The organism is Lactiplantibacillus paraplantarum (genome assembly GCF_003641145.1).
GTDB classification, from domain to species: Bacteria; Bacillota; Bacilli; order Lactobacillales; family Lactobacillaceae; genus Lactiplantibacillus; species Lactiplantibacillus paraplantarum.
In genome coordinates, this window is the sequence record NZ_CP032744.1 from 1,834,108 (window position 1) to 1,859,731 (window position 25,624).

General features: G+C 41.3%; 38 protein-coding genes and 1 pseudogene. 8 read left to right on the forward strand and 31 right to left on the reverse strand.

From position 1 onward, the window contains the following. Nucleotides 1–118: 118 nt before the first annotated feature. The 8 genes from LP667_RS08955 to LP667_RS08990 all read right to left on the reverse strand — a co-directional run bounded on the left by LP667_RS08955 (nt 119) and on the right by LP667_RS08990 (nt 7,483). Nucleotides 119–370 (reverse strand): hypothetical protein, encoded by a 252-nt coding sequence (locus LP667_RS08955; RefSeq protein WP_056988255.1) that lies wholly within the window; start codon nt 368–370, stop codon nt 119–121. Then, complete coding sequence (locus LP667_RS08960) at nt 357–2,027, reverse strand: minor capsid protein (RefSeq protein ID WP_056988254.1); 1,671 nt, start codon at nt 2,025–2,027, stop codon at nt 357–359. The genes LP667_RS08955 and LP667_RS08960 overlap by 14 nt, the downstream gene beginning before the upstream one ends. After that, nucleotides 2,014–3,444, reverse strand: a complete 1,431-nt coding sequence (locus LP667_RS08965) for a phage portal protein (RefSeq protein ID WP_056988253.1) — start codon at nt 3,442–3,444, stop codon at nt 2,014–2,016. Before LP667_RS08965 ends, LP667_RS08960 begins: the two co-directional genes overlap by 14 nt. Further along, nucleotides 3,426–4,688: a PBSX family phage terminase large subunit gene (locus LP667_RS08970; RefSeq protein ID WP_225366473.1), complete on the reverse strand. Its 1,263-nt coding sequence runs from the start codon at nt 4,686–4,688 to the stop codon at nt 3,426–3,428. The genes LP667_RS08965 and LP667_RS08970 overlap by 19 nt, the downstream gene beginning before the upstream one ends. Beyond that, nucleotides 4,663–5,499 (reverse strand): terminase small subunit, encoded by an 837-nt coding sequence (locus LP667_RS08975; RefSeq protein WP_056988251.1) that lies wholly within the window; start codon nt 5,497–5,499, stop codon nt 4,663–4,665. Before LP667_RS08975 ends, LP667_RS08970 begins: the two co-directional genes overlap by 26 nt. A gap of 46 nt (nt 5,500–5,545) precedes the next feature. Then, nucleotides 5,546–6,076, reverse strand: a complete 531-nt coding sequence (locus tag LP667_RS08980; protein WP_056988250.1) for a hypothetical protein — start codon at nt 6,074–6,076, stop codon at nt 5,546–5,548. A 189-nt stretch (nt 6,077–6,265) separates the two neighbouring features. After that, nucleotides 6,266–6,556, reverse strand: a complete 291-nt coding sequence (locus LP667_RS08985) for a hypothetical protein (RefSeq protein WP_056988249.1) — start codon at nt 6,554–6,556, stop codon at nt 6,266–6,268. Between the two features lie 105 nt (nt 6,557–6,661). Continuing rightward, the gene (locus LP667_RS08990; RefSeq protein WP_056988248.1) at nt 6,662–7,483 is read right to left on the reverse strand and encodes an abortive infection family protein; all 822 of its coding nucleotides are present in this window, start codon (nt 7,481–7,483) and stop codon (nt 6,662–6,664) included. A 243-nt stretch (nt 7,484–7,726) separates the two neighbouring features. Here LP667_RS08990 and LP667_RS08995 point away from each other — a divergent pair, with 243 nt between their 5' ends. Further along, nucleotides 7,727–8,296 carry a hypothetical protein gene (locus tag LP667_RS08995; RefSeq protein ID WP_056988247.1) on the forward strand — a complete coding sequence of 190 codons (570 nt, stop codon included), beginning with the start codon at nt 7,727–7,729 and terminating at the stop codon, nt 8,294–8,296. Between the two features lie 133 nt (nt 8,297–8,429). Here LP667_RS08995 and LP667_RS09000 read toward each other — a convergent pair whose 3' ends face one another. The 20 genes and pseudogenes from LP667_RS09000 to LP667_RS09085 form a co-directional block, all read right to left on the reverse strand. Next, entirely contained in the window at nt 8,430–8,930 is a 501-nt protein-coding gene (locus tag LP667_RS09000) for a hypothetical protein (RefSeq protein WP_056988246.1), read from the reverse strand. A 21-nt stretch (nt 8,931–8,951) separates the two neighbouring features. Further along, nucleotides 8,952–9,275 (reverse strand): DUF771 domain-containing protein, encoded by a 324-nt coding sequence (locus tag LP667_RS09005; RefSeq protein WP_056988245.1) that lies wholly within the window; start codon nt 9,273–9,275, stop codon nt 8,952–8,954. Nucleotides 9,276–9,629: 354 nt separating this feature from the next. Continuing rightward, the gene (locus LP667_RS09010) at nt 9,630–10,055 is read right to left on the reverse strand and encodes a YopX family protein (RefSeq protein ID WP_082618895.1); all 426 of its coding nucleotides are present in this window, start codon (nt 10,053–10,055) and stop codon (nt 9,630–9,632) included. Then, a complete protein-coding gene (locus tag LP667_RS09015; RefSeq protein ID WP_180992842.1) occupies nt 10,048–10,350 on the reverse strand; it encodes a hypothetical protein in 303 nt (100 codons plus the stop codon). Before LP667_RS09015 ends, LP667_RS09010 begins: the two co-directional genes overlap by 8 nt. A 2-nt stretch (nt 10,351–10,352) precedes the next feature. Then, nucleotides 10,353–10,805: a pentapeptide repeat-containing protein gene (locus LP667_RS09020; protein ID WP_056988244.1), complete on the reverse strand. Its 453-nt coding sequence runs from the start codon at nt 10,803–10,805 to the stop codon at nt 10,353–10,355. Between the two features lie 67 nt (nt 10,806–10,872). Further along, nucleotides 10,873–10,965, reverse strand: a pseudogene (locus LP667_RS17035) (SAM-dependent methyltransferase); the annotation flags it as partial. 17 nt (nt 10,966–10,982) lie between these two features. After that, nucleotides 10,983–11,105 carry a hypothetical protein gene (locus tag LP667_RS17240; protein ID WP_262880027.1) on the reverse strand — a complete coding sequence of 41 codons (123 nt, stop codon included), beginning with the start codon at nt 11,103–11,105 and terminating at the stop codon, nt 10,983–10,985. Continuing rightward, on the reverse strand, nt 11,093–11,260 hold the full coding sequence (locus LP667_RS16735) for a hypothetical protein (protein WP_156648173.1): 168 nt from the start codon (nt 11,258–11,260) through the stop codon (nt 11,093–11,095). The genes LP667_RS17240 and LP667_RS16735 overlap by 13 nt, the downstream gene beginning before the upstream one ends. Next, entirely contained in the window at nt 11,220–11,555 is a 336-nt protein-coding gene (locus LP667_RS09030) for a hypothetical protein (RefSeq protein WP_056988243.1), read from the reverse strand. Before LP667_RS09030 ends, LP667_RS16735 begins: the two co-directional genes overlap by 41 nt. After that, nucleotides 11,542–12,246 (reverse strand): putative HNHc nuclease, encoded by a 705-nt coding sequence (locus LP667_RS09035; RefSeq protein ID WP_056988242.1) that lies wholly within the window; start codon nt 12,244–12,246, stop codon nt 11,542–11,544. Before LP667_RS09035 ends, LP667_RS09030 begins: the two co-directional genes overlap by 14 nt. Before the next feature lie 145 nt (nt 12,247–12,391). Beyond that, the gene (locus LP667_RS09040; protein WP_056988241.1) at nt 12,392–13,312 is read right to left on the reverse strand and encodes an ATP-binding protein; all 921 of its coding nucleotides are present in this window, start codon (nt 13,310–13,312) and stop codon (nt 12,392–12,394) included. Beyond that, entirely contained in the window at nt 13,306–14,145 is an 840-nt protein-coding gene (locus LP667_RS17040; protein ID WP_056988240.1) for a phage replisome organizer N-terminal domain-containing protein, read from the reverse strand. Before LP667_RS17040 ends, LP667_RS09040 begins: the two co-directional genes overlap by 7 nt. Nucleotides 14,146–14,159: 14 nt before the next feature. Beyond that, a complete protein-coding gene (locus LP667_RS09050) occupies nt 14,160–14,603 on the reverse strand; it encodes a single-stranded DNA-binding protein (RefSeq protein ID WP_056988239.1) in 444 nt (147 codons plus the stop codon). After that, entirely contained in the window at nt 14,600–15,358 is a 759-nt protein-coding gene (locus LP667_RS09055; RefSeq protein WP_056988238.1) for an ERF family protein, read from the reverse strand. Before LP667_RS09055 ends, LP667_RS09050 begins: the two co-directional genes overlap by 4 nt. A gap of 154 nt (nt 15,359–15,512) precedes the next feature. Further along, on the reverse strand, nt 15,513–15,692 hold the full coding sequence (locus LP667_RS09060; protein ID WP_121018927.1) for a hypothetical protein: 180 nt from the start codon (nt 15,690–15,692) through the stop codon (nt 15,513–15,515). 15 nt (nt 15,693–15,707) lie between these two features. Continuing rightward, nucleotides 15,708–15,908 carry a hypothetical protein gene (locus LP667_RS09065; RefSeq protein ID WP_056988237.1) on the reverse strand — a complete coding sequence of 67 codons (201 nt, stop codon included), beginning with the start codon at nt 15,906–15,908 and terminating at the stop codon, nt 15,708–15,710. Then, nucleotides 15,895–16,152: a hypothetical protein gene (locus LP667_RS09070; protein WP_056988236.1), complete on the reverse strand. Its 258-nt coding sequence runs from the start codon at nt 16,150–16,152 to the stop codon at nt 15,895–15,897. The genes LP667_RS09065 and LP667_RS09070 overlap by 14 nt, the downstream gene beginning before the upstream one ends. Nucleotides 16,153–16,322: 170 nt before the next feature. Then, nucleotides 16,323–16,583, reverse strand: a complete 261-nt coding sequence (locus LP667_RS09075) for a hypothetical protein (RefSeq protein ID WP_056988235.1) — start codon at nt 16,581–16,583, stop codon at nt 16,323–16,325. A 20-nt stretch (nt 16,584–16,603) separates the two neighbouring features. After that, nucleotides 16,604–17,332 (reverse strand): ORF6N domain-containing protein, encoded by a 729-nt coding sequence (locus tag LP667_RS09080; protein ID WP_056988318.1) that lies wholly within the window; start codon nt 17,330–17,332, stop codon nt 16,604–16,606. 15 nt (nt 17,333–17,347) lie between these two features. Next, nucleotides 17,348–17,557, reverse strand: a complete 210-nt coding sequence (locus LP667_RS09085; RefSeq protein WP_056988234.1) for a helix-turn-helix domain-containing protein — start codon at nt 17,555–17,557, stop codon at nt 17,348–17,350. A gap of 160 nt (nt 17,558–17,717) precedes the next feature. On the opposite strand from LP667_RS09085, the gene LP667_RS09090 reads away from it, so the two are divergent. The 5 genes from LP667_RS09090 to LP667_RS09110 all read left to right on the forward strand — a co-directional run bounded on the left by LP667_RS09090 (nt 17,718) and on the right by LP667_RS09110 (nt 21,163). After that, nucleotides 17,718–18,215, forward strand: a complete 498-nt coding sequence (locus LP667_RS09090) for a helix-turn-helix domain-containing protein (protein WP_244926159.1) — start codon at nt 17,718–17,720, stop codon at nt 18,213–18,215. A 9-nt stretch (nt 18,216–18,224) separates the two neighbouring features. Then, entirely contained in the window at nt 18,225–18,701 is a 477-nt protein-coding gene (locus LP667_RS09095; RefSeq protein ID WP_056988233.1) for a M78 family metallopeptidase domain-containing protein, read from the forward strand. Between the two features lie 89 nt (nt 18,702–18,790). After that, nucleotides 18,791–19,156, forward strand: a complete 366-nt coding sequence (locus tag LP667_RS09100) for a hypothetical protein (RefSeq protein ID WP_147374850.1) — start codon at nt 18,791–18,793, stop codon at nt 19,154–19,156. A gap of 105 nt (nt 19,157–19,261) precedes the next feature. Beyond that, nucleotides 19,262–19,834, forward strand: coding sequence for a hypothetical protein (locus LP667_RS09105; protein ID WP_056988231.1), 573 nt, complete (start codon nt 19,262–19,264; stop codon nt 19,832–19,834). Between the two features lie 165 nt (nt 19,835–19,999). Beyond that, a complete protein-coding gene (locus LP667_RS09110) occupies nt 20,000–21,163 on the forward strand; it encodes a site-specific integrase (protein ID WP_056988829.1) in 1,164 nt (387 codons plus the stop codon). Between the two features lie 690 nt (nt 21,164–21,853). Here the strand turns inward: LP667_RS09110 and LP667_RS09120 are convergent. After that, on the reverse strand, nt 21,854–22,060 hold the full coding sequence (locus tag LP667_RS09120) for a hypothetical protein (RefSeq protein WP_021732038.1): 207 nt from the start codon (nt 22,058–22,060) through the stop codon (nt 21,854–21,856). A 199-nt stretch (nt 22,061–22,259) separates the two neighbouring features. After that, nucleotides 22,260–23,015, reverse strand: a complete 756-nt coding sequence (locus tag LP667_RS09125) for a class I SAM-dependent methyltransferase (protein ID WP_021732039.1) — start codon at nt 23,013–23,015, stop codon at nt 22,260–22,262. A 134-nt stretch (nt 23,016–23,149) separates the two neighbouring features. On the opposite strand from LP667_RS09125, the gene LP667_RS09130 reads away from it, so the two are divergent. Beyond that, on the forward strand, nt 23,150–23,497 hold the full coding sequence (locus tag LP667_RS09130; RefSeq protein ID WP_021732040.1) for a heavy metal-binding domain-containing protein: 348 nt from the start codon (nt 23,150–23,152) through the stop codon (nt 23,495–23,497). An 88-nt stretch (nt 23,498–23,585) separates the two neighbouring features. Here the strand turns inward: LP667_RS09130 and LP667_RS09135 are convergent, their stop codons facing one another. Next, complete coding sequence (locus LP667_RS09135; RefSeq protein ID WP_021732041.1) at nt 23,586–24,797, reverse strand: MFS transporter; 1,212 nt, start codon at nt 24,795–24,797, stop codon at nt 23,586–23,588. 115 nt (nt 24,798–24,912) lie between these two features. Between LP667_RS09135 and LP667_RS09140 the strand changes: the two genes are divergently transcribed. Then, nucleotides 24,913–25,503 (forward strand): winged helix-turn-helix domain-containing protein, encoded by a 591-nt coding sequence (locus tag LP667_RS09140; protein WP_021732042.1) that lies wholly within the window; start codon nt 24,913–24,915, stop codon nt 25,501–25,503. Nucleotides 25,504–25,624: the final 121 nt, after the last annotated feature.

Below are 25,624 nucleotides of genomic sequence, written 5' to 3' on the forward strand. Positions count from 1 at the left end.
CGTGGTTGCACCACCACTTGTGTAAAACAAAAGAACCTTTTTACGTCTTGTTCGGGACAATTTAGGTATAAAAATAGCACTCAACCGGTGATGGAGTGCTGGTGGAACTATCTATTGGTTATTGCCATTCAATTTTCACATTCCAATGATCTTCGGTGATTTTACGGGCCTTGTCCAAACATTCCTGAACATTAGGCGCATACTTGTAATAACTATATTTAATCTCAGCTGTAAAATTATTTACTTCTAAATTGTTACGAAAGGATTCCATTTCAGGTGAATTATAGTCAATACCCGCAGCTTCTTGCTGTTCATTAAACCGATAGTATAGGAATTCTCGAACATCTGGGTTGATCTCATTTATTTTCATCAATAATTCCCACCTTTCCTCGATTCAATACGACAAACTTATCACCATTTGAATTATACCACCCATCAACGCCTAAGCCCATTGCAACGTAATCGAATAACATCTCGCCAACCAGTGGCTGTACTTTCTCTTTAATTCCATATATTTGCATTTGTTTTTGCAATGCAGCCTGAAACTCAAATTGATTTACGATAACGCTATCCGCTGCCATTGTACCAGTGACAAGTTCATTAGGCGAATAGCCATATTTTTTGGTAGTATACTGATAATCTGCACCAAAATATATTCCCCGTCCATTAAGAGAATTGTTGGTTGTCGAATACTCCAGCGGACCCCGCAACAATTGCTGCTTTCGATCAGTATAACGATAAATTTTCGCACTATCAGGAATTAGTAGCGAATCCTTCCAATTAATAATAGTTGGTTTAACATCATAGCCCAGTTGGTGGGCATAGTCCAACATATTTTGGCGGTAGGCACCATGATAAATATCGTCCGGTACGTCTGGCCTTTGCCGTTCAACCTGAATTATCATGCCTTCAAGCTGAGCAGCAGTTAACTCACTGATACGGGCAATCGGCTTCTTACTCAACATTTGAGTAATGTCACCATTATTCCAAACCCTGTTGGCAGTTCCATATTCCTTCCACCAATCAGCATAGGTAGCATTCTCAATTAACTTACCTTTACCAGTCTCAGGATCACGCATCCAACGTTCACCCACATCGGGTAAATCCGCAATCCACGGTACTGTCGTACAGCGGCACCGAGCGTGGATCAAGGGGTAGTTAATGCCAACTCGCCGGTCTTTCATCGCAAAATGTTGACCGTCTAACTTAGCGCATATGTTACAAGTATGACTTTCAAGCGTTGCCATATATTCGTAAGCATCAATACCGCTTTCTTCGTAGCTCTTAGCGGTTGCTTCTTCTTGGATATGGCCTAATTCAGATTGCACCAGGTTATGAATCTGATTTCGCTTCACATCTTGGAACTGGGCGTGCATTCGTTGGGCAACTTTATCAACGCCCCAACCCATCACAGTTGCACGAAACAGCGAATCCATTAAATAACTAGGCAGTTCTTGCTGATAGTTCCTCCAAATCCGTTGTGAGAAGTCCTTGCCATCTTTAGCCCATGGCCGAGATACCACTGTTTGAAGCTGGGCCTCATTGAAATGAGCGAAATCCGAAGTAAACGCGCCACGCTGTTGCTGAACATTAAACGTAGTCCGCATATAAGTGTCTTCATATTGCTTCGTCAACGCTGTTTCCATACTGCTAGCATGTTTCTTGGCTAGCCCACGGGTAAGTTTACGCATTTGGTCTTCAAGCGCTGACAGACGCGCTAAGCGGCTCTTATAATATTCACTGTTTAACTCCTGTTCATACCCTCCAGTCTTGGCCTTAGCTTCGAACTGCGCTAGCGTATTCTGCCAATGTTTGGTCTTGATGCCGTCCAATGCCTTAATGGCTTGATCAGAACTTAACCCCTCATTGGCGGCATACTTATCAACCCATGAGCTGGCTTCCTTGGCAATCTCACGGTAGGCGCCGTTCAATCCGGGTTGCAGTGCCTTCTCATAAGCTTGCGTATTCTTGATTGCTCGCTGCTTAACGCGCAAATGACGCTTCTCCCAATAACTAAGTTTGGTCATCGTCCTCACCGCCTAGCTGGTCGTCAGCATCTGGATTACCGTAGCCATCTTGCGCCACAATATCATCTTGCCGATTCTTCAACTCTTCTTGCCAGTCATCGACAATTGGATTGGCCTTAGCAACAGCCTCATCACTAGAATACTGGGCGACCTGCGCCACGACCTGAGCTTGCTCCAAGCTATTCTGGATAGCTGTGCGAGTCCACGTCTGACTAATTGGGCGACTGTCAGCATCACTAACACCCAGCCAGCCCATAATAGCCCGCACAAGCTCGCTAAGTGCATCTCGGAAATAAGCTTCAGTGTTAGACGCTTTAAGTTCAAGATGCCCATATAATGCACGAATAGCCGTTCCAGAAGCATTTCCGATTGCTTTAAAATCTGTCGGGTTAATGCCCTGCCCATCTACGAATATCTTGCTGTCAGTACGGTTCAAAACGTTGTCCCGAGCTTCAACTGGAATGTCGATAGTCAACTTGTCAACGCCAGACTTATCACTTGGGCCGAGGTTATCCATCTTAATCGCTTTGTCCTGCTTTAAGGTTTTCATAAACTCTGACAAGTCGGTGCCACCATAATTGGTAAGCACTAAAATAACTTGTTGTACGTCGTTAATGTCGTTCACGAAGCCGTTATAAACGTTATCGAACACATCGATGAACCCCTTGACCTTCAACAACTCTGGGCGTTGGTCCTTGTTTTTAGGGAAGGCAATAAAGGGTACCCGGCCAAACCCATGGTCAAATACGGCACCAGCACCCACTTCATCACCAGTTGATACATCATAAGTTGGGAATCGGTCGTCAATCGTTTCCAGATCACTATAGTCTGACAGCTTGGACTTAAACACTGTTACATCTTTAGCCGTCCAATATTCGTGAACATTGAATTGCTTACCGGTATCTGGGTCCAGCTCTTTGTAGCTACGCCGCACTGCCAGTAATTTACGATCGAGGTCACTGCTATAAATGGGAGTAACCTGATCAGGCGGCACAATACCATAACGGAACTGCTTGTCATCATCAATCCAATAATGAAGCCAACCAACACCAGCATTACTAGCATCAACTACTAACTGATTCAGACGCAGGTTAAAGTTGTCGCCTAACGTATTTTTGATTTTATCGTTAAGATTGTCGTCCTCAACGTCAATTGCCGGTGGCACCGTTGCAAGATAGCCCGCTTCCTGATCAATTAATAGCTGAGCATAATTACTACTAACCCGGTTATCAGCATGACGTAATGGGCCGTCCTCGGCTTCCTTGCCTTCTTCTTTAGTCTTAGACTCACCATCATTTCGCAATGTAATATCATTTTCATTGTGGTAATAGCGCAAGGCTGTACTGTAGTGACGGTTAAACCGAGTTCGTCGCCCGTCGGTATTCTTTAACAATTGGATCATCGCTTTTGTTTCCAAGGCTTGAAACCTCCTTTCCGCATGATTGACTCAATGGCATACCGAACAGCATCAATACTGTGGTCGTTACCATCGGGGTATTCTGCTTTTAATTCACCATACTTATCGCGTTCTAACTCATAGGCTGTGAACTCACGGGCAGCATTAGGACAACGCTCCGGATCAATAATGATTTCACGTAAGTCTTGTAGCCATTTGAATCCCTGGTCACGACTTCCCGGCCCCTTAATGGCACCAATCACCGGCAGCCCCATGTCCCGAAGTTCAGCAATCGTTCCGGGTGAAGCAGAATCACCAGTGATTGGCTTGTTTTCGGGATCATACGGTTTGATTAAATCCACGGCGTTCTGGTTCTTCAACCCAACCTGGTAAACTTCTGCGTAGATGTATAGCCGGTGCCGTGCGACATCAAAAAAGACTTGCTCGTATGCCAATGGATCACTGGCAAAACCGAAATCAAGTCCTCGTCTTGGGTTATCAAATGTTTGTAATTCCTGTTCCGTAATGCGCCGCTTAATGATGTTGTTAAATACCTCAGCGCCCGTCCCAGTAATCTCACCGAGATACTCATGGGCGTACGCTTTGGGGTTATCCTCCTTTAACTGCTCGGCATCCGCAATGAACTCTTTACCAAGCCATTCTCTTGGAACACTAAGATAATCGGATTTATGCACCAATGTATCGCCGCGCAGGCCTTCACTGTCAGTCACTTTATTCACCCAGCTATTCTGACTCGCTGGCGGATTGTAGCTATAAAAGGTGATGATGTCACTACCACCACGATTAAGCGACTGATTCATAGAACGAATTTCCGGCCAGCCACCGAACTCATCAACTTCTTCATAGTGTTTAAACTTAGTATAGCCGTGTCTAAACTTCTGTGATTTAATTTTACGTGGCTTATCAGCACCCTTAAATCGAATCTGCTGGCCAGTCGGCATATAAGTTAATACCATCGGACTAACAGACTCTTTCCAATAGTCTTCAACGCCCAATACATCGATGGCCCATAGATACTGGTCAAACACTGAATCACGCAGCGTGTTTGCAACTTTCCGTAGTACTACGGCGTTCGCTTCTGGGTCTTTCATGATTCCCAATACGACCTCAATTGAAACGAAACTTGACTTCGTTGATCCACGGCCACCGGACAGCCAATAATTTGAATGCCGACGATGCTTAATATCAACGTGAAGATTGTAGAAAGATGTTGCTACTTTAGTCTTTAAGCTCACTCGTTTCATCTTCATCATCTCCTTCGATATTATCGTCAATCTTAACGCCCTGTGATTCCTGCTGAGTTGTGTAAACATCAGCATACTTAGCAAGCGTCTCAAGCGCCTTCTGCTTATCATACATTTCAACCACGGCCTCACCTTTGTCAATCCGGATTGACTTTACATTGCTCGTATCAATTTGATTACTATCTTCCAAGGTTACTATATTCTCGTAATACCACGCTTGCTCTCCTGTTTCTGGGTCAATATCAGGATCCATGCGATAGTGCCCGTTGTCATCCTCATAGGGACCCGTTTTATCTCTAATCTTAGTCCAACGCAAACGCTTCACTGTTTTAAAGCTAACCACATCGCGAACATCCGACTTAGACTGCTGGCGCAATTCAAGGATGATATCTTGAAGGTCAAAGTACAAGTCAGATTGTTGTTGCTTCTTCAACTCAGTCAACTGCCGTTTTACACTAGCATTCACTAGCATCCGACTACCATTCACATTGGCTGTATTCCAATCAACTCTGTAAGCCTGCTGGTACGCCCAAGTTGCATTAAATCGCTGTAAATAAAAGAGGCAGAACAACTTCTGCTTTTCAGTCAGCTCGTTGTTTGCCTCTAATTCATCTACTATTTTAGGTGCAACCTTGGGTGCATCTTTTTTTCGTTTTGGTTGCACCTTTTTGATTGCAGATGCATCCTTCTTCCAGCCGTCGCGGGTACGCCACGATTTGAGCGTATTGACTGGCACACCATACTTAGCTGAGATGTCTTTGTAAGCCATCCCTGAAGAGTAATCCCTACCTGCCTGTTTTCGTTTATCCATTACATACCACCACACCCTGCTTTCTATTGATTTTATGTATTAAATTCTAACTTTCGTTGGTATTTTGGGGTTCAGCATCTAAATACCATTGTAAATTAAAATTTTTTATTTTCTTTTTCACAGACTTTCCTGATCGCTCAGTAACGACAATCAAAAATCCTAACATCCCATAATCTGTCTCGTGCTGTTCACAATATGCATCTAAGTTCATTAAAAATAAATCACGTGACATACAAAATTGATTTGTTTCTCCCGGAACTAGACTGGCACCATATTTTTCATTTTGGTACATCTTTCCATGTGAAGAAATAATTAATCCCGTTGTATCTTTCCATGGTTGACTTGGCATGGTAGCAAAAAGCATCACCTTATCGATTTCGGCAATCTTTTCAGGCGACTTGTTAGTTACTAAAACAGGAATTTCAAATTCTTTTTTACCTTCAACAGCCGTTAAAGAATTATGGAAAGTTATCTTTAACCTAACCTTTTTACTCCGTTTAGACTGATATATTGTGTAAACTAGCACCAATGCTCCTACAATTCCTGAAAACCATTCCGCCAATGAACCTATTTCCATCACAATCTCCTCCAAACTAATATAACTATACAAAAACTCCCACCATTAAGCGAGAGCTAGTTTGAAGGCATGCTATTAGTTTAAATTCATTCTCTTTCTTTTCTCAGTTAAATCCATATCACTAAAAAGCTTGATATATCAATGATAGTTTGTTTTCCAAATTAAAAGCCCTCCGAAGGACGCTAGCTTTTATTTGGTATTAGCCCTCAAAAAAGAAATTATTTCAGTGTTGCTGATAAACTCATGGTGTTCAATCATCGACCAAATTCCTTTGTCATTTTTTTGCCATAAATCAATTTCATAAACATTACGCTTACCAGTTGAGAGACGATTCATATAAGAATTCCAATCAATCTTTGAATCACTAAACTTCATCTCAACTTGACGCATTAAGTCAACAAATATCTCCTTACTCGTTACTCCAAAGGACTCTCGGTCAGTTTTGTTCTCTAAATACTCAGTTATATCAATTTGGTACATACCACATCACTCCCTATCTAATCCAACTATATATAAAGCTTCTACTATGTTATATGAGTAAGAGGCAGTTTCAAATGCTACATATCTGAAAACCACCTTAAAAAGTTAAACATTAGTAATATAAATTACATTATCCTCAACTTGTACCTCATACAAGAAATCCTTCTTAGCAGAATAGTACATATAACCGCTAATTCCCTTTTTACCCTTTTCTATTGCATCATCCTCCATGTAATCTCGCATATGTTCAGACATAAACTCTTGATCTGAGCTAGCATCGACCCATTTTGGCAAGGTAACAATCACCTGATTAATAACATTACAATTCTTGAACACTGTAAATTCAGTCCCTGTACCCAAAGAAGTGTTACCATCTAACTTATAGGTAACAAAGCTATCATCTTCACGAATCTTTGTCATTCCTTTAGGGTCAATAACGGAATGTACCGCATTCTTCTTTAAAGAATGTGTCTTATTGAATAAGAGATCTAACAACGTCAAAGTTATATCTTCTGCTGCAAAGATAACAAACCTGGCCTCGACGGGTGTTATAGTTTGTGATCTTACCGCTGATCCATGTGAAACTGAAGTTAAATTTCGTAAATTTCCTATCTCAGTAACAATATCAATCACATTATCGAATACCGTTGGAAATTGTTCGCTTGCCGCTAACTCTGAACTCAAGGAGCTTAGTGTACCCTTGATTAATTTATTCAGACTAAGATACCTATCTTTATCAATATCCTCATCATTAAGTGCTTTATATACCCATTTACAAGTTGATTCAATCATGCTTCGCGCATAATTAACAGATTCCCCGTAACGTTCCTCGTTATAGCTATCATTCATTTCAGAGTAACGTTCATCAATTGATGCTATTCCAAAACTATCAACCTCGGGCCTCAAAATTTCACCAGGATGTCTCATATTTTCACCACATCTTTAATTTAATTGACTCAACTATATCAAACCGCACTGTATTATGCGATTACGTTGTTTCAAATTTTTAAACACACAAGTATGTACCTGGCTCTCCTAAAAGCTCCAAAAAATGTCACCGTTAAGTGAGAACCAGTTTGAAGAACAGTAATCGGACTTTACCGGCTTATTGTACCGTCATACTCTTTTCAGATATAATGTAACTAATTAGTCATTCTAGGAGAAAATATCATGAAAAAGATAATTCAAAAAATTTTAGAGAATTCATTATCATCTCTACTATGTACTGCAATAATTTGGCTTTGCTCAAATGCTGCAGTATTTTATATGTTTATTCCAAATAAATCCATTATTCAATCATTTTCCATTATTTATGATAATAAAATATGGATGACAATAATAATAATTGGTCTTCTTTTACTGATAGCACGGTCATATAACATTCATCGAATAAATAAAATACAGTATTTCCCAGATTATAGTCTTATACCTCAAACTAGAAGTACAATTACTGTCAAAAAACCGGGCGAAGTTGCATTCACTGTCTATCTTTCATACTCCTTTGATAACCGTATCTTTGTTCAAGGTATATCTAATCTCAGATGTCCTAAATGTGCACAGGACTTGGTAACTAAACGAACTATCATTTTGGGTAGATATGAACATTTTTGTCCACAATGTAAATTTTCAATTACTAATAATTTCACTGATAATACATGGTCACAAATACTTACCCGTAACTCCGAAACATTGTTTAACAATAAGACAACAGAACAAGTTAATGATATTATTAAGCAATAATAAAAAGCTGTCGAGAAGCCTAATCAATTTAGACTTTTTAACAGCTTTTTATTTACACAATTAAAGAACCCACTCATTTACGCTATTAATATAACATCTAAAAAGGGACATTGTCTGGACATATAAGGGACAATTATCCAACCATTTCTTCGAGGCTCACAATTCCAAACAAGAAAATTGAAAACTCTTGAATTGCCTCTTTCTGATCACGCTTAATGGTTTTTTCCGACACATTAAAATAGTCAGCAATTTTCATAAACGTCCATTTTTGTGGATTGATATACATGTTTTGAATTACAAAATAGCGCCGCTTCACTGCCATATCACGCTTACTAGCGTAGCTGTGATAGGCCTGCAGCATTAAGTCTGTGTACTCCATCATTTTCTTGGTTCGTGCCTTATAACCCACAATACTACGGATTTTTAAATCATCCTGTGAGAACACATCTTTAAGATACTGATCAATATCCGTATCAATATCTTTGGAGTGCTCCGTGAGAATATCATAGTTTTTCAATAGCAACTTAGTGTTTTTAACTCGCCAAGTCTGCTCGTTAGCAAATTGTCGCTTGCGTTCGTTGCGAACTAGCTCTGTCACCAACTTCGTTATTTGTTGAATTGATTTTTGATCCAACTCTATCACCCTTTCAAATAATTACCATGGCAATTCCTCCCAGTGCCTATCTAAAAACTCAGCCATTACACGAGCTTTAAAACGCCAAGGGCTGCCTTTAACCCCTCTATGAATCAATTGATGGTGCTGTTCCATATAACCAATCTCACGACTATATTTTGGGTTATAAATAATATTATCTAATATCCAACCCCAAGATTTATTGCCGCACCATTTACGCAAATCTTTTGACGTCCATGTACGTCCAATAAGACTTTCTCCCTCAAACCCATGCATATCATCTGGTATCAACTTCATGCTATCTGGAATTTGAACCGGTACTGTTACTTGTAAAACTTGCTTCATAATAATCACTCTTTTCTTTTAATTAATGACTATTATGATTCAATTTTCAATTCATGGTTAACCAGTTATTAAACTGTGTCAAGAACAAGTGATACTCTTCGCCACTCAGGTCAACCCAGTAACCATCCGTGCCAATAAAGTTAACTTGATAATGTTCTTTAATCTAAGAAATCATCGCCACTTTACTAAAGACAATTACTACTTCTTCACCACTAGCATTCTCTGTTGTAAACATTTATACACTCGCTCTCTGATTTTTAGATTGTTACTGTACATCATTTTTTGTCAGTTCCTTGTTTACGTTTTTCGATAAAAAGTGTAAAACTGAATACTCATCCTAAAAACACTTTAAAATCAGTGTTCTAACAAATCAGCATTGCGATGGATGTCGCCAACTATTTCAGGATAGGTTTGTGGAAATTTAATATCATTGTCCCATTCACCCAAACAAGCAAATAACGGCTTCTCCCCACAATAGAATCCTGCGTAATCCTCTCGACATTCGACTTTTAAATAGTCAGTAATGTTTTTCCCATATATCATAGATGACGTAGCTAAAATGTCGCCCTCGTAGATATCCTTGCCGTCCACGTCTTTCAGGCCGGTAAACTGCTCAAGCTTAAACAGTGCGTCAATTCCATCAACTGCGCCATCGTTTGAGTACCCGTCCTGTCCATCAGTACTAGCCTCTGCCCAATAGGCTTGACCATGAATAAATTCAATATTGTCAGGTAACAGCATTTTATTCTGAATTTTGTCCCATGCTCTAAACTTAATCATCGTTGCCACCTCCAACATTTAAAAAATCGATATTTTTTGAAAGTTCACGATTAGTTTTAGCCAACAAACTTAAATATTCATCAATTTTTAAAACTTCGTTATCGTCAATAAGTCGCTGTGTATAGACTGCCTTTAACGCTGATGATAAATCTGGGTAATAGCCAATCGCTTTCGGTATGGGCTTACCAACACTATCCGTTAATCGACCACCTTTACTGTCCGTAATACGTTGCAGCACCCAATTATTGTATTTCTGTGCATCAACTTGATAATCATTGTTAATTTTAATAATCATGCTCAATCCTCCCCGAACGCTTTATCCAATGCCACTTGAGCCTCGATGTAATCAATTGCCAGCTGATAGGCCTTATAGATACGTTCGTCTTGGTCTTTGTATTCATCAGCCACTCGTTGCTTAAGTTCCGTCCATGTTCCTTGGTAACAGCCAGTCGTTGCCACATCTAGCGACGGGATATAAGTTAATTGAGCATTATCGCGCGAGCTTTGCAAGCCAGCTACGTACACTTTAAGGCCGGTTGATTCGTGCCAGTTGACCCAATTTAGGTTGGCACCCTCTAAGTCAGCACCCCTTAAATCGGCACACCTTAAGTCGGTACACCATAAGTCGGCACCCCTTAAGTTGGCACGCCGTAAGTCAGCACACCATAAGTCGGCACGCTCACCGCCGGTCTCGTTGTTCAGCCATTTATTGTGTAAATTAATAATTACGTCTAATTCAGTTTGCTTCATGCTCAATCCTCCTCGAACGCTTCAAACGCCCGCTTACGTTCCTCGTTAGTTGGTTCCTTGACGATTATCATGCTATGCTGCTCTCTTTCATGAATACCAGCCAATGGGTCTTGCCACGTTTATTGCCAAACAATGGTTGGTAGCCGATAGCGTCCAATATTAATTTCACATTGCACCTCAAAATAGAACGTTCCAAATTGTGATTGCGAACCAGGTTTCGAAAATCAACGCAGCAATCCATGCCGCGATAATGAGTCCCAAAATACAAATATTGCCCAACTGCTCAATTAGTTCTCGCATCCGTTATCACCTCTCGTTACCTGGTAAGGTGCATAATCATGTACCATCCGCAAGCGCTCTGAATTTTCACGACTATGTTTGTCAGCATTCATGCGCATCCGCCGCCGTTTCTTCTTAACCGTTGATTTCTTGGTGTGTTTCCGTTGTTTCGTCATAATTTTCCTCCGATAAAAAATAATTGCCGTCAATCACTGCCAGCAAGCGTGGTTTTAGCCAGGTATTGCTGTGACCAATCATCTGACTACACTTTGTCAGTGATATTTCATTTGCAATCACTCTTTTCATTACCAGTAGCTCATAGTGCGTGAGCGTCGGCAAAGCATCTGGCATACAAGCAGATATTGCATGTACCTGCTTCAACGCATCTGGCGGTGCATCAGTGACACTACCATATTGCTGTTCCACTACCTGTACAGCCGCTAACAGTATTTGATGATTAAATCTCTTCATTTTGGGCCTCCGTTAAGGTGATTGGGTCTCCTGGCTCAGTCCGCCAATCGCCAAGCCTTAACATCGCCGCAACGTCAGGCGTAACCCGAACCCCTTTAATATGATATTTCGCCATGAAACTATAAATTCCGATATTATGCTGTTGATTATGATGAACCCGACACAGTGGCATCACCTGATTACCAATGTGTTTGATATGATTACGATCACGACCAATGCCGACAGCGTGAACATGCGCGACATCCGCATGGTTGCCACAAATGCAGCATTTCTTATACTTGAGACAAGTCCGCTCCCAGCCATACTGACCTTGCACTTCATCCAACGTTCGTGTTAGAAATGGTACGTTCCACGCTAGACAAAAATCAATTAGGTATTCAATAAAGTTGGTTGCCACCGTCTCCGAACAGTTTGCCAACGAAAAGCCGTCATAGATTCCGCTATATAGCGCGTACTGCTCCTTCATTTGTGTCTTAGTCAACTCAGGTAAGTAGTTGCCCGCCCAACGGTCAATCTCACCCAGCAAGGCATATATCTTGTGCTGCTGAGCGGCCGTAATATGGCGCCCATCATCGTAAAGCAAGCCAACTTCACCATTCGACACTAGATATTGCAACTGGTCGGACTGGGTTAGTTCGATTGTCACAATGTTGTCCTTGATTTCTAGCACGCGCCCCATTGCTTGTGGCAATCTCTACCAGCTCCTCCGTATACTGTTCATGCACGATCTCCGTACAGTTGGGACACGGCCCAATGTTGAATACACCGAGCATCGTCTGCGGATGCACGACCTTAGTCCCATGACATAATTCACATTCCATTTTTTGCACCTCACTTTATACTTCACCGCGATAATCCTTGATTGCACTGAATGCAACACCATTACCAACACCGTAATTCTTCATTCGACTTAATGTTCGCGCGCCGTAACGATTTTCGAGACCCTTACCATCTAAGTTAGTCGTCACAATCACCGTCTTGTTCTCCCGATCACGCCAAAACCGATCTACTAAGTCTTGCGAGTATTCGGTATCACGTTCACTGCCAAAGTCATCTAGTACGACTACATCGGCCTGTTTAATTTCAAATAAAATTTTGTTAACCTGTCGCTTCAACGTATCGTCTTTAAACGACTGTTTTTGCAACTCAATAAGCTCATGCCAGTCAATAAATAGTGCCTTCCAACTGACATAGACGGTTTTAGTCTCGCCATTTTTTGTAACCTGCTTAGTTGTCTTATACCCTGTTTGAGCCAACACGGCATATAGCATTCCCATTGCTAAGTGCGTCTTACCACGACCCGTTTTGCCAATTAATAGACTATGCACAGTTTTGCCATCAGCAATCTGCTTCGCTATTTGCTGACACCTCACTAGCACTCGTCTCTCAGGCTCATCCGTCGCCATATAGTTCTTAAAACGGTGCCGCATGACATCAGAACTACTAGTCACGCTATAGGTTCTCAGATAGCCCAAGGCATCATTGCGATGTGCGACCGTCGTTAATTCTGTGGCCGTTGGAATCGTTCGCTGTGCAACAGGTTCGGTATACCCACACTTCTTGCGGCGCAGTTGTCCATTCTCAGTGTAGGTAATCACTCCTGGGCAAGCCCCAGCTAGTTTTCTACCAGTCACTGAGTCAACCGTCTTGGGCCGTAACAGTGGTGTGCCACAGTTTGGGCAATTCACGCCATAGGTTTCAAACCGACTGTTCATCAACCGCTCAATTGATTCCTGTATTTTTGTGGGTTTTACCATGGCAAATCATCATCCGCAACATCACGGTCTTCTAATGCAAACCCATTCGCATGTCGGTTAGCACTCGGTGCCTGATAATCATCATCGAAGCGACCATTAAACCAGGTCGACCCGTTCATTGGTTGTTTCCACTTATTGGCAGCCAAATCCTGTTGATACAGGCGTAATCGTTCCAACAAGTAGTCATTAGTATGCTTGATACTCTGTTTACGCCATATTTTATAATGGGCGAACGCTTGCTTCTTTCCCTTTTTATTTGGATATTGATTCCAAATCAGGTCAAATTCATTTTCTAGTGACACGGATGGTGCGGGTAGGTCCGCACGTTGCGCTGTTTGGTCTGCTCCTGATTCTTTTTCTTGTTCTGACTCTTGCTCTAAATCTAGTTCTAATTCTTTCTCTTTCTCTTTCTCTACGTTACGTCCTGTTACATCACTGTTACTTTGTAACGCTTTTTGACGTTTACGGTAGGCCCGCACGCGCTTAGCTGATGAACTTTCCTTGCCAACTAAGCCTTCTGTAACATCATCCGCAAATCGAAAGGCACTTGCATCTTCATCAGAATATTCAATCAAATGTTTCGCATTCAAAAACGTTAATAAAAACTCAACATCGACTTGTTGCTCCTCAAGAATCAGCCCTAGCTCCTCAGAAAAATCTTTACCAATCCCCGTAAAGTAGATATAGCCACCATTCTCAAGCGATAGCAGAATCATCTCCAAATAAATAACAGCGTAGGTGTCGCCACCCGACATCCGGCGCAATAAGCGCACTGCTGGGGATTTAAAAAAGTCCATTTGTAACTTGATCCAGTAATACGTTTTTTCAGCCATAATGGACCACCTTCCTAAAACGGCATATCAGCATCACTGATGTCAATCTGCTTGCCATTGTTTTCAAATGGATTGTGTTGTGGATTTTGTGCGTTAATACCTGCTTGCGCTTGTTGGGCCGCATCCGCTGTGTCAGCCCGCTGTCGTTGTTGGGCTGACTCTTGCTTGCTATCCACAAAGTCAACCGTATTAACGACGACATCTTGCGTGTAATGAGTTTGACCATTACTCTCATATTTGCCACTGATCAACTGTCCTGTGATCCCGATTCGACTGCCTTTGTGAAAATACTTCGTCAGCATTTCAGCGCGTTTTTCCCATGCTTGGCAACGAATAAAGTTACTGTTATCACCATAGCCACGCACCGCAATGCTAAAACTTAAAACAGCTTTACCACTCTGCGTATACTTCAGCTCTAAATCATTCGTAATTCGACCATATAGACTTACCACATTCATACGTTTCCACCTTCCAAATCGTGCCGCATTTGCTTAGCAGCATTGAAGAACTTCACAGCATTACTGGTCGTATTCAGCTCAGCATCGACGTAGCCCGTTTGTCCCATTAGTTCTTGATAAATATCAGGTTGGTCACGCCCCGTAGCTTGACTGATTAATTCGATTTGATGCATTGCTTGCTTCAAGGGACCACTACTAGTATTAGTTTGATTGTTATTCTGGCGTCGCTGGTTAACACCGCCACGCTGTTGGCGTTGTCCACCACTGTGTTGAGCAATACTCGGTGATGCCGCCGGGGCGCTCGTTGCAGCTCCGTCATCATCAACCTCGGAACTCACACCGAATGAGGCTCCTAACGAATACCGTTTAGCATAAGTGATCGCGCTCCCAGCTTCCTGGGGCTGGCCGTTCGTTGTAAACTTCATCCACGGTGAATGGTAAACAAAACCAGTTGTATGCACGATGATTGTCCGCACACGGATGACTTTCATATCGATTTCAGCTTCCTGATACCAAGCTAATCCAGTCGCTTTCAAGCCATCGTCAATCGATTTGATTAAGTCATCCAGTAGAACATAATCGTATTTTTTGTTATTGCCATTTTTCGTTCCGTAATTAACGTGTCCATTTTTGGCTGGGGCCTTAACTTGAGACCGGAACTTAGCCAATCCAGTATTAAATGCCGCTTGTAACTCAACTCGTTTTTCTGGCGTAACTTTCTCTACTTTTGGTACATCCGTTTCTTTATCGGTCATCTAAATACCTCCCTGAATCAATTGCAATTTAAGATTGCGGGCCTACTTCAAGTTACAAAACACCTCATAATCAGCTGGTGTCATTTCATCGCACGGAGTACGACCATAGATTGCAATACCCGTTTCGATTACCGATAAAATGGCAGTATTTAAGTTACTTGTTACCATCTTTGCACCCCCATACTCGTTGCCATAAATGTGGTTTGGGCGTATGATAGACACGTAGTTTGATAAGATATGCGTCTAACGCGGTACCTACGACTGGTTGCATCCGGTCGTGGGTATTTTGTTGTTTTAGCCAAATTTCGAATGGCTTATGCGGTACTTTTCTCATAATCAGTTTTCCTTTCTAATTCACTTGGCTCAGTGCAGAAATAAAAATCTCAAACTTACGTCCGGACGCTTCAACTACAGCAATCCGCCGTGATGACTTACCAAACAAGTCAGGTTTAATTTCAACGACTTTGCCAACGCCTCCAGCAATAATGAGCTGTCCAGCTGACATAACGCTTGGATAAGTTACACGATCACCAACACTAATAATTGTCATAATTGCCCTCCTCATCCGGTAAGCGAAAAATCCATTTATCGGCTTTCTGCTCAGGTGTTACTACTATCACGCCGTTGTCACCTAATGCTTCTAGGAACTCCTCTGAATACTTCTTCGTGCTATTTCGTTCGATAACGTTGCAACCAACAGCAAACTGAATATCAGTTAGCAAAGTCTCTTCATTGGCCCGAATCGTATTATGCCGTCGCATACTAAGCGCGTAATTAATCGATTCATCATACATAGTTAAAACCTCCTTTTTAAATTCCAAACCAGTCTCTAATTTCATGTCGCTTAAACCACAATGTTGTTACCACCCATGTTAGTAGCACTACTGCTACCCAATTTGGTAATACGATCATTATTTTCCCTCCAATTAAGCTTATATTGAACCATCATCTACCCGCCTAGGTTTTAGTTACTTAAATTCTGATGATTCAATAACCATTTATCGACTGCTGGTGCGTACCATTTTCCATCTCCCTCTGGTTTTGGAAATCCTTCTTTATCACGATAGTGTTTGTCGAATGAATCTACTTTGATACCAAACTCAGAGTAGAAATCTTTACGTCCAATCATTTTATGCTTAACGGTCTGCTGACTGCGACCGTCTGCAACTCCCTGTTCATATGCTTGTTTAAAGAGCTTCGATAAGGAAGCTACTAAACTGTCCATTTGGCTACCCCCTCTGAACCTTATTCATATAAGCCTAATGATGTTTGTCGAATAATGGTCTTTGTGGCGGTCGATGGCTCCCAGTCATTAACGAAGTCCATTACCATCCGATAATCCTTTTTCCGCAACATCGACCGAGCGCTTACACCGGCAATCTTCTTGACACCGCCATTAATGTCTTTGAATAATTCGCCACGCTGCTTTTGAGTAATGCTGCCATAGCTATTTGATACCTCAGATACTCGCTGATTAATCCGACGTGCCAGAATATTGTAATCTGGCTGAGGAATAACTTGGTTCTCTTTTAGGTCTTTTAAATCATCCTCAACATCATCCAATCGCTGGTTAGTTTCCTCATTTGCGTCCAGTGCCAATTTTGCAAGTTCACGTGGTGACGTTGGTAATGCTGGACGTGATGGATTAAAATAATTTTCTTCCAACTCGTCAAACATATCCCAGGCTCGATCAGTACCTAGCATTTTTGAATGCCGACTGGCGCCACGCTTAGTCCACAGATACAAATGACTAGAAAATTTATTAATAGGCAAGTCGAAATTTTCTACCTGGCTTTTAAATTGTTTCAAACTGTTTGCTTTAAGCAAATAATAATGGATACCTTCAATAAACTTAGTCTTGTTATTGGCGAAATTTTGTTTAATCGCTGTGTTCGTTGCCCCATAAAACTCAGCTAATTGCTCTGTAGTCAAAATCAGTTCTCCATTAAATTTGATTTGTTCTACGTCTTGCATTTTCATCGTTCCTTCCTAGTTTTCAATATTTAATACGCGGTAAATTTTTTGTCGAATATCGATAGACTTAGGTGACATATCCGCATGAATTGCTCGATTTACCTGTGTAGGGCCCTCACCAATCAATTTGGCTAATTCAACTTGACTCATATCACGTTCAAATAATCCAATCTTAATTTTGGTCGTAATTGCTTTGGCACCATTAATTAATTTTTCCTCAGTCATTTTCAACCCTCCTCAGTAATTTATTTATCAAGTTATTGCATTTTCTACCATATGTGATAAAATCAATGTATAAGAAATAAGCATACAAAAAGCCATCTTCTAGCCTTTCCTACCAAAGTTACGCTGTGAAGTTGCCCGTTTCTTGTTGCTCAATTACTTGATGAATTCATTATCAATCATTTGTGATAAAAAGTCAAACTTATATTCCACCATTTGTGATAATAATTTCATCAATACCCTTAGGAGTGTTGATATGACTACATTAGAAAGAATAAAAAAACTTTCTAAGCAACGCGGATGGTCACTACAAACTTTAGCTGAAAAAGCAGGTTTAGGAAAAAATAGCATTTATCGCTGGGATGCAAAAACACCCAGTACCGCTAGCCTACAAAAAGTTGCCAAAGTTCTAGACGTCTCTGTCGCCGATTTGCTTGGAAGCGAAAGCACTGTTCAATCGGATGAACCAAAACACATTGACGTTGATGACATCGTTAATAGTGTTGCGCCACTTACACAACGTGATCATGCTTTATCCGATGAGGACCAGGCTGCTATTCGTGCGCTTGTCAAAACTTACCTTGAAAGTAAGGAAGGACAAGACCGACTACGTAAATATGGTGGTTACGATAATAATGGCAAAAAAACTGATGGGAAATGAAGTGATTAGATGATTTATGACACCTTGCAAGAAGCGTTGACTGATATGGAAACGTTAGGAACTTGGGACCCTGATCGTCTAATCCGTCATTTTGGGATTGCTTACCACTATACTAGTGACTTACCAGATAATATCAACGGTTACTCACTACCGTTGACTAGAACCTTTTTTATTAATGAAAATACTAAGTCACCCATATTTGTAAAATGCCATGAGTTGCAACACTGCTTACTCGACCCAACTGTTGAGCCACTCATCGATACTAGTATGGTCTCAAATTCAAAAATAGAATCGCGTGCGAACCGTGGCGCATTCTATATTATGATTAAGAACTACTTAAATACGACTGATATTGAACCAGGCGATTTTAATATTCTCAGATTCGCTGAGAGCTACCAGCTCGAAACCAAACATTTATTATTTATTCGAAACGTAGCCGAACAGGAACTGGGTATTAAGATTAGTCAAGGCGTATTTAGTCTGTAACTGTAATTTAACCAGTGAATCTATCATAGAAAGAGGAAATGTCCGTGAACCTGTTTAACAAGATTCTAAACATTTTTAGTAAGGCGAACATGGCTTCTGTCCTTGAAGAAGATAGTGAGAGGATAATAAAAGACATAGAAATAGAGGACCGAAATATAGAACGATACCAAATTCAATCGGGAAAGCTATACAATCTCTGGCACAGTAAAAACTATGTTGCTACAGAATCCTATGGATTAAAAATAATCGGCCATGGTAATTGGTTACCTGGCGTGTTTGAAACTATGGCCAAACTATATCGTCGACAGAAACGATATAACAGTGAAATTGACATTCTAGAGGCTGGAATACAGGCACAAAAAGAACATAGTAACTCCGGAGTGGCAATCAGAGATTTTCAATTACGTATTGAAAGAATTCACGAGTTACAACCGAATAGTAATAGCATAGACTGATATACTAAGTTTACAAAAAAGCGTTTCACCGCCATCAACAGTAAAACGCCTCAAATAACGTTATGTTGCTTTACAAAAACAATTATATCATTGGAGGATATGTAAATGAATATGAAAAAGGTCGCGACCATGGGGACAATTCTATTAACCGGGTTAAGCTTAACTGCTTGTGTTAGCTCTTCAAATGAATCAAGTTCTAGCTCCAAGAAAGAATCAACTTCAAAAGTAGCAAAGTCGAATTCAAAAAAAGAAGCATCTAGCAAAAAAGAAAGCAGTAGTTCATCGAAGAAAAGTAATGATGCTAATGATATCCTTCAAGCTATGGATTCTAAAAAACTCGCTAAATTTAATGAAGACTTGTCATCCAGCTTAAGCGAAGATCAAGGATTTGCGAACGATGGTCAAAAAGGATACGACTACGCAACTTACATTGACACCTTAGCGTATGACCACAATAGAGGCCTAATTGTAACAGTCAATGATGACTTTATGGGATTAAATGACGCCCAAAAAACTACTGTCGGACAAGGAGCACAAAAATTAGCTGCAACACAGCTCGTAATCGACGGTATGGACATTGGTGCAGACAGTTCTGCCATCATGACCAATGTCCACTATGGTTCTGAAAGGGTCGGTCACTCAAAATCGTTCTCACCATCTAATTTTAAATGGAAATAAAAAAAGCACATCCCCTCCCGCCAAGAAGTCAGATGTGCTAATTGAACAAATACATAACAAAGGATAACTCTACCCTTTTTATAAAATTAATTATACCTGAAAGGAAGTGATGCCACAATCCTTCAAATTCTACCCGCCTAGGTGAAATTTAAGGAGGAAATCAAAATGGCAAGTATTACTAAAAGAAATGGTAAGTGGGCCGTCCGCGTCAGTTACTATGACGAATTCGGCAAACGATGCTTTAAAAACAAAAGTGGTTTCACTCGCAAAAAAGAAGCTGAACAATGGGCTACCGAATTAGAACAAGCTAAGTTTGATAAATCCATTGGTAAGACTGACACAACGACACTCTTTTCTGATTACTATGAACGATGGCTAGAAACTTACAAATTTGGCAAAGTTGCACGAATTACCGAACAGGAATACCGATACACTCTCCGTCAAATCGCTGAACTTTTACCAAAGATCCAACTATCAGCAATGACTCGGCTGCGGTATCAACAATTCATTAATGACTTTGTTCATGGTAACTCACAACAGCGTACCAAACGTAATCTTAAAGACGACCAGCCCTATCATAGTAAATCATCCGTTGAAAAGCTGCACGGTCATATTCACGCTGCTGTTGTTGATGCCGTGGCTGATAACTTAATTAAGTCTGATTTCTGTCTGCACGCTGAGTTAGGCGGTCATGCGGGTAAATCAGCACAGTTAAAGTACCTTGATGCCGAGGACATGCAAAAACTAGCCGCTGAGGTTAATACGGATATCAAGTTAACCTCTACCAGCAAATCAATGATCTACACTGGTTTACTAACTGGAATGCGAGTGGCCGAGGTTTCTGCACTCACTTGGCCCGATATTGATTGGCAAAACAAAACCGTACGCGTTAATAAGTCATGGGATTATGTTTATGGTCAAAAATTCAAGAAAACTAAAACCGAATCGAGTATTCGGACAATAACCGTAACTGACGATCTTTTAAATCATCTTAAAACGTTACACGCTTTACAAATGGCAGTTAAATTGGACAACCCAGATCATTTGGTTTTCATGAATAAGCGTGGTCGTATTCCCTCTCCAGGTGCATGCGATAATCTGCTTAAAAAATACCACGACTCATTGGGTATTAAACGGATTAGCTTTCACGGCCTACGTCACACTCATGCTAGTTACCTACTCTACTGTGGTGTGAAGATGGAATACATCTCAAAACGATTAGGTCACAAGAACAGTTCCATCACTCGTAACGTCTACGCTCATATGATTAAAGAAGACCAACGACAGGAAAACGAACGGACCTTAAAAGCCCTCTCTCAGGTCAACTAACATGGTGCACTTTTGGTGCACTCAACAAAAATGATAGCGCTAAAAGGCTTGATATCAATGATATGAGAGTGCACTCGAAAGGCTGTACTCTCCTTATTAGAGCAGTAGAGACCAGATTCAAAAAATAAGAACCCCGACAAATCAACGTTTGTCAGGGTTCTGTTTTTTGTAAAGGGCTAAAAGAGAATCAAAGTGAGAACAGATTGAGAACGAGTAATCCCTTTATATATGCAGGATTAAAGTGAATATTGAAAATTATTGAGAACAGAATAGCTATCCAGAATCCCACGTATAGATTATTGAACGACGAAAAATCCCCACACCAGCCTTTATGCCAGTGTGGGGATTCGTTTTACTTCACGTATTCCAATGTATTATCTATCGGGCCAGTTGCCATATAAGCATAGCCGTTCGAACGTGGCTGACGCACCCACCGATATTCACCCTAAATGATGGCTTGATCAGTCTTGTTGGTTCCCCCTGCTGGCAGCGTTAGCATCTGTTGACGGTGCGGTCCGAAGCTTCACGGCTGCCTTGAGGATATACGTCTTTTTTTCTTATTAGAGCAGCAGTCAGCACAACAAAAAAGTATTTTAACAAATGAGACTTCATACCATACATTTGTCAAAATGCTTTTATTACGTGAAAATCGCAATCAATTATTTATCGGTCACCACTCAGACTTTTTCATCATTCCTGGTTACGCGCTGCTTTGCCAAATACAAGGAGTGATGTGATAATACCAAAACACGATAACAAAAACAAAATACCGTAACACAACACGTCCCCCACCGTCACTAAGGTCTTCGGAAACCCAGCAATTGAGACCCATAGAAAAACCACACTTAGCCAAAACCAGAACGACCGATAGAACCGAACCGGACGACGTACTCGCATGATGCTCCCCCCCTAACTCCTGCTTCCAATGAAATACGACGGTTGACAAACCGTGATTGGAATACCATTTATTATAGGCAGAGCAACCTTAAGCACAAGTCCTTGACCGTTCAAATCCGCTTATTTAGCCATAATTAACGACTAGTTACGTTTGTTAAGTGATAATAAGTCTCCCATTGATCAAAGCGTTAACTCAACATCACCTATTTGGTTTATGCGCCACAATCACAAATCGATCCTCAAACGTTGTAATTTGACCATTAACGGCTAGCAAAGCTTGCAGTTGATGTAATTTAGGTAATATCCGTGTGACATCAAAATTAGGAAACTCCCACGGAATAACCGTTGCATAATAGACAATTGCGCCAATATCCCTAAAGCTCATTTTAACAAACGCTTGGTCGGCACGTAGAATTTCAAACCCGGCCGCCTGCATGCGGGTCACGACTGTCAGCAAATGATTATCCGGATAAGCTGATTGATACCGTTCGTCAAAGAACCGAGATAAGCTATAATTATTGGTCGCTCCCACTTGTTGTGTGACAAACCATCCACCCGGCTTTAAAACTTCGCCTATCCGAGCTATCGGCATGGCACCATGACTATTTGTTACCATATCAAAGGTTGCATTCGGTACTGCCGTCAATTGTTCGGCCGAGTCTGGATAAAGTGTGACACCAGTTGGGACGAGCGTTTGCCTCAACAAGTCAATATTTGGTTGCCACCCCTCAGTAACGGCAGTCAAATCAGGACGATGCTCAAATTGACTCATCAATTCACCGCCACCCGTATCAATATCTAACCACTGAGCATCAGGTCGTAACCGTTCACGCACCAATGTCTTATAATCCCACGGCAACGTTTCCGTCTGCCAACGTCCCGCCAAATGGTCAAAATCCCAACCGTGCATTGACTGATGGGCTTCCTTAAGCCAACTGTTTTCTAAATTTATCATTGTTAGCCTCCCGTAAAGCGTTTTAAAAGCGCTTTCAAAACGTTGCACTGCCAGCCTCATCGTCAAAGCGTGGCGTCGCTTTTTCCCATAAACATATGCTATCATAACAGTAACTTTAAAAGGAGGTTTGGTCAATGACACAATTATTAGTTACTACTACTGAAAACATCCCAGGGCACCCTTATGAAGTCGTGGGTGAAGTCTTTGGTTTAACAACGCAATCTAAAAACCTAGTCCGTAATATCGGGGCGGGCTTAAAAGGTCTCGTTGGCGGTGAAATTAAGGACTACACCAAGATGCTCGAAGAATCACGCGATGTGGCTGTTAACCGGTTACGCGATAACGCTAGTGCCATGGGTGCCGATGCCGTTGTCATGATGCGTTTTGATACTGGATCAATTAGTCAAGACATGCAATCGGTCGCAGCTTACGGCACGGCAGTCCGCTTCGTCACCAAAGAACCAATTGGTGATAATGAATAATCAGACTCAAGCATCTCGCTGATAATCCGGCGAGATGCTTTTTGCGTACTCATACCAGCCAGTTGTATTCCCCAATCAGACCACCTAGTCAGCGCCGAATGAATAAACACCCGCCACAAGCCAGTAATAATCCCATTGCTGTCAAATACGCCGCTTGTGGGCCCACAACGTTAGCCAATAATACTAGTCCAACACTACCGATCGGAATTGAAATGGTGGCAAGCGAGTTGATGATTCCACTTAAGCTCCCAACAATTTGTCGATCAGCTACTTTTAACAGACTCGCCATCAACTTAGGATTTGCTTGGCCCATACAAAATCCGCCAATCATCATAACTGTAACGACCACCCAATAGTTTTGCCAACTGAGCAGATTGATGAACAAGCCTTCAAAAGTCACCACCGTCGTCAACATAACAGCCCGAAACGACCATTTCTGAAACCAACCTGTATGTAGCAAGTTACCCGCGACACTCCCAATTACAAACGCGGTATTCATCACCAACACTGCACTACCAAACGAAAGTGGCAACGCCGCGCCATGATCAATCAAGTATAAGTTCAACAAAGCATCAACACTGGCCCCAACCGCGTTTAACAACAAAACACTGGCCAATAGCGCCAGCACATTCATATGTGCACCGGCTTCCATCGCAACTCGTACTTGTTGCAATAACTGACGAAATGGTGGTGTCGTTGCGGCTGGTACTGAAGGTAATTTTAAGGCACCATAACCGCATAGCAAAACAACCCCAGCAAGTAAAAATGTCACCGCATTCAAATACCCCGCCAATTGATAATCCCCTGTCGCCGCTAAGATGCTCACTCCCAAAGCTTGACCCAGTGTCTGCACCAAAACGCCGATGCCTTGATTGATACCTAAAGCTTCCTCTTGTAAATCGGCCGTCACTTTAGCTTGTAATAATGGCATCCGTAAACTACTGCTCATCATCCCAAGGATATCCGAGCATAAATTGATGGCAATAATGATCAATAGTAAGCCGACCTGTTTACTCGTAATAAGTTGTGCCAATACCATATATAACATGGCCTGAATAAATTTCAATCCGACCAACCAACCACGCTTATTGGATTGCGTATCCGCCAGCCGACCAGTAATAATACCAAAAACACCGGGTAGCACGGTAGCTACTGAAACTAGCGAGACCATCAAACTAGCCTGCGCGAATGTCCGGGCATACGTCAATAAAATAATGTTAAATAAGCTAGTGCCAATTGTCTCAAAAATATCAGCGACTGTTAACGTGACAAACGCGCGATTATGACTTAGATTTTTCATGACGCCACTTCCAGTTCAAAATTATTTTTCGTTTAAATAAATTTAAACGATAAACAGATTTTAAACATTTGATTTTTATTTGTCAAATGTTTAAGCTAGTAGTGAGGTGAAAAAGATGACTAAAAACACCCTGGCACAGTTTGCAAAGTTAATGGCCGATCCAAAAGTGGCCGCCATCTTAAAGGCCACCAAATCAGATACTGGCCTAACAACGAAGCAAATTTCAGCCCAGACTAATATCCCTAACAATCAGTTGTACTATACGATCAACAAAATGCAAGCTGCCGATCTATTGACTATCGTTAATCAAGTTCAAGTCAAAAACTTAACCGAAAACTATTATTCCAGTGCCCATCTCTCCCATGAAACACCCCAAAACCAAGCGGACCTTGACAGTCGCAACGCTGACCTAACTGATATCTCTGGCACTTGGAGTAAGGCGCATGTTCAACAACTTTTACAATGGATCATGTTATTGAATCATGAATTTACTGAGGCTTACCAGGAACAAATGACTCACCAACATCCTGACGAAGCCAATGTTTTTTTTAGTAATGCCACCTTAAACCTTTCAGCAGCAGGCGAACATCAATTACGGTTAGATTTGATCAAATTGTTAAGTGATGCTGAAAAAAATGATCCTGATCCTCAATCAGTGGATAAACATTCCGTTAAATTACTTGTTGAGAAGTGGAATAATGCCTGATATGTTATCGTTGATCGCATTAGAATGGCCACTGGACTGTCGTGTAATCAAGGTTAGTGACGAAACAGCCTGCAAACGTCAAAAAAAGCTCCGAATCACTGGAATACCAGTCATTCGGAGC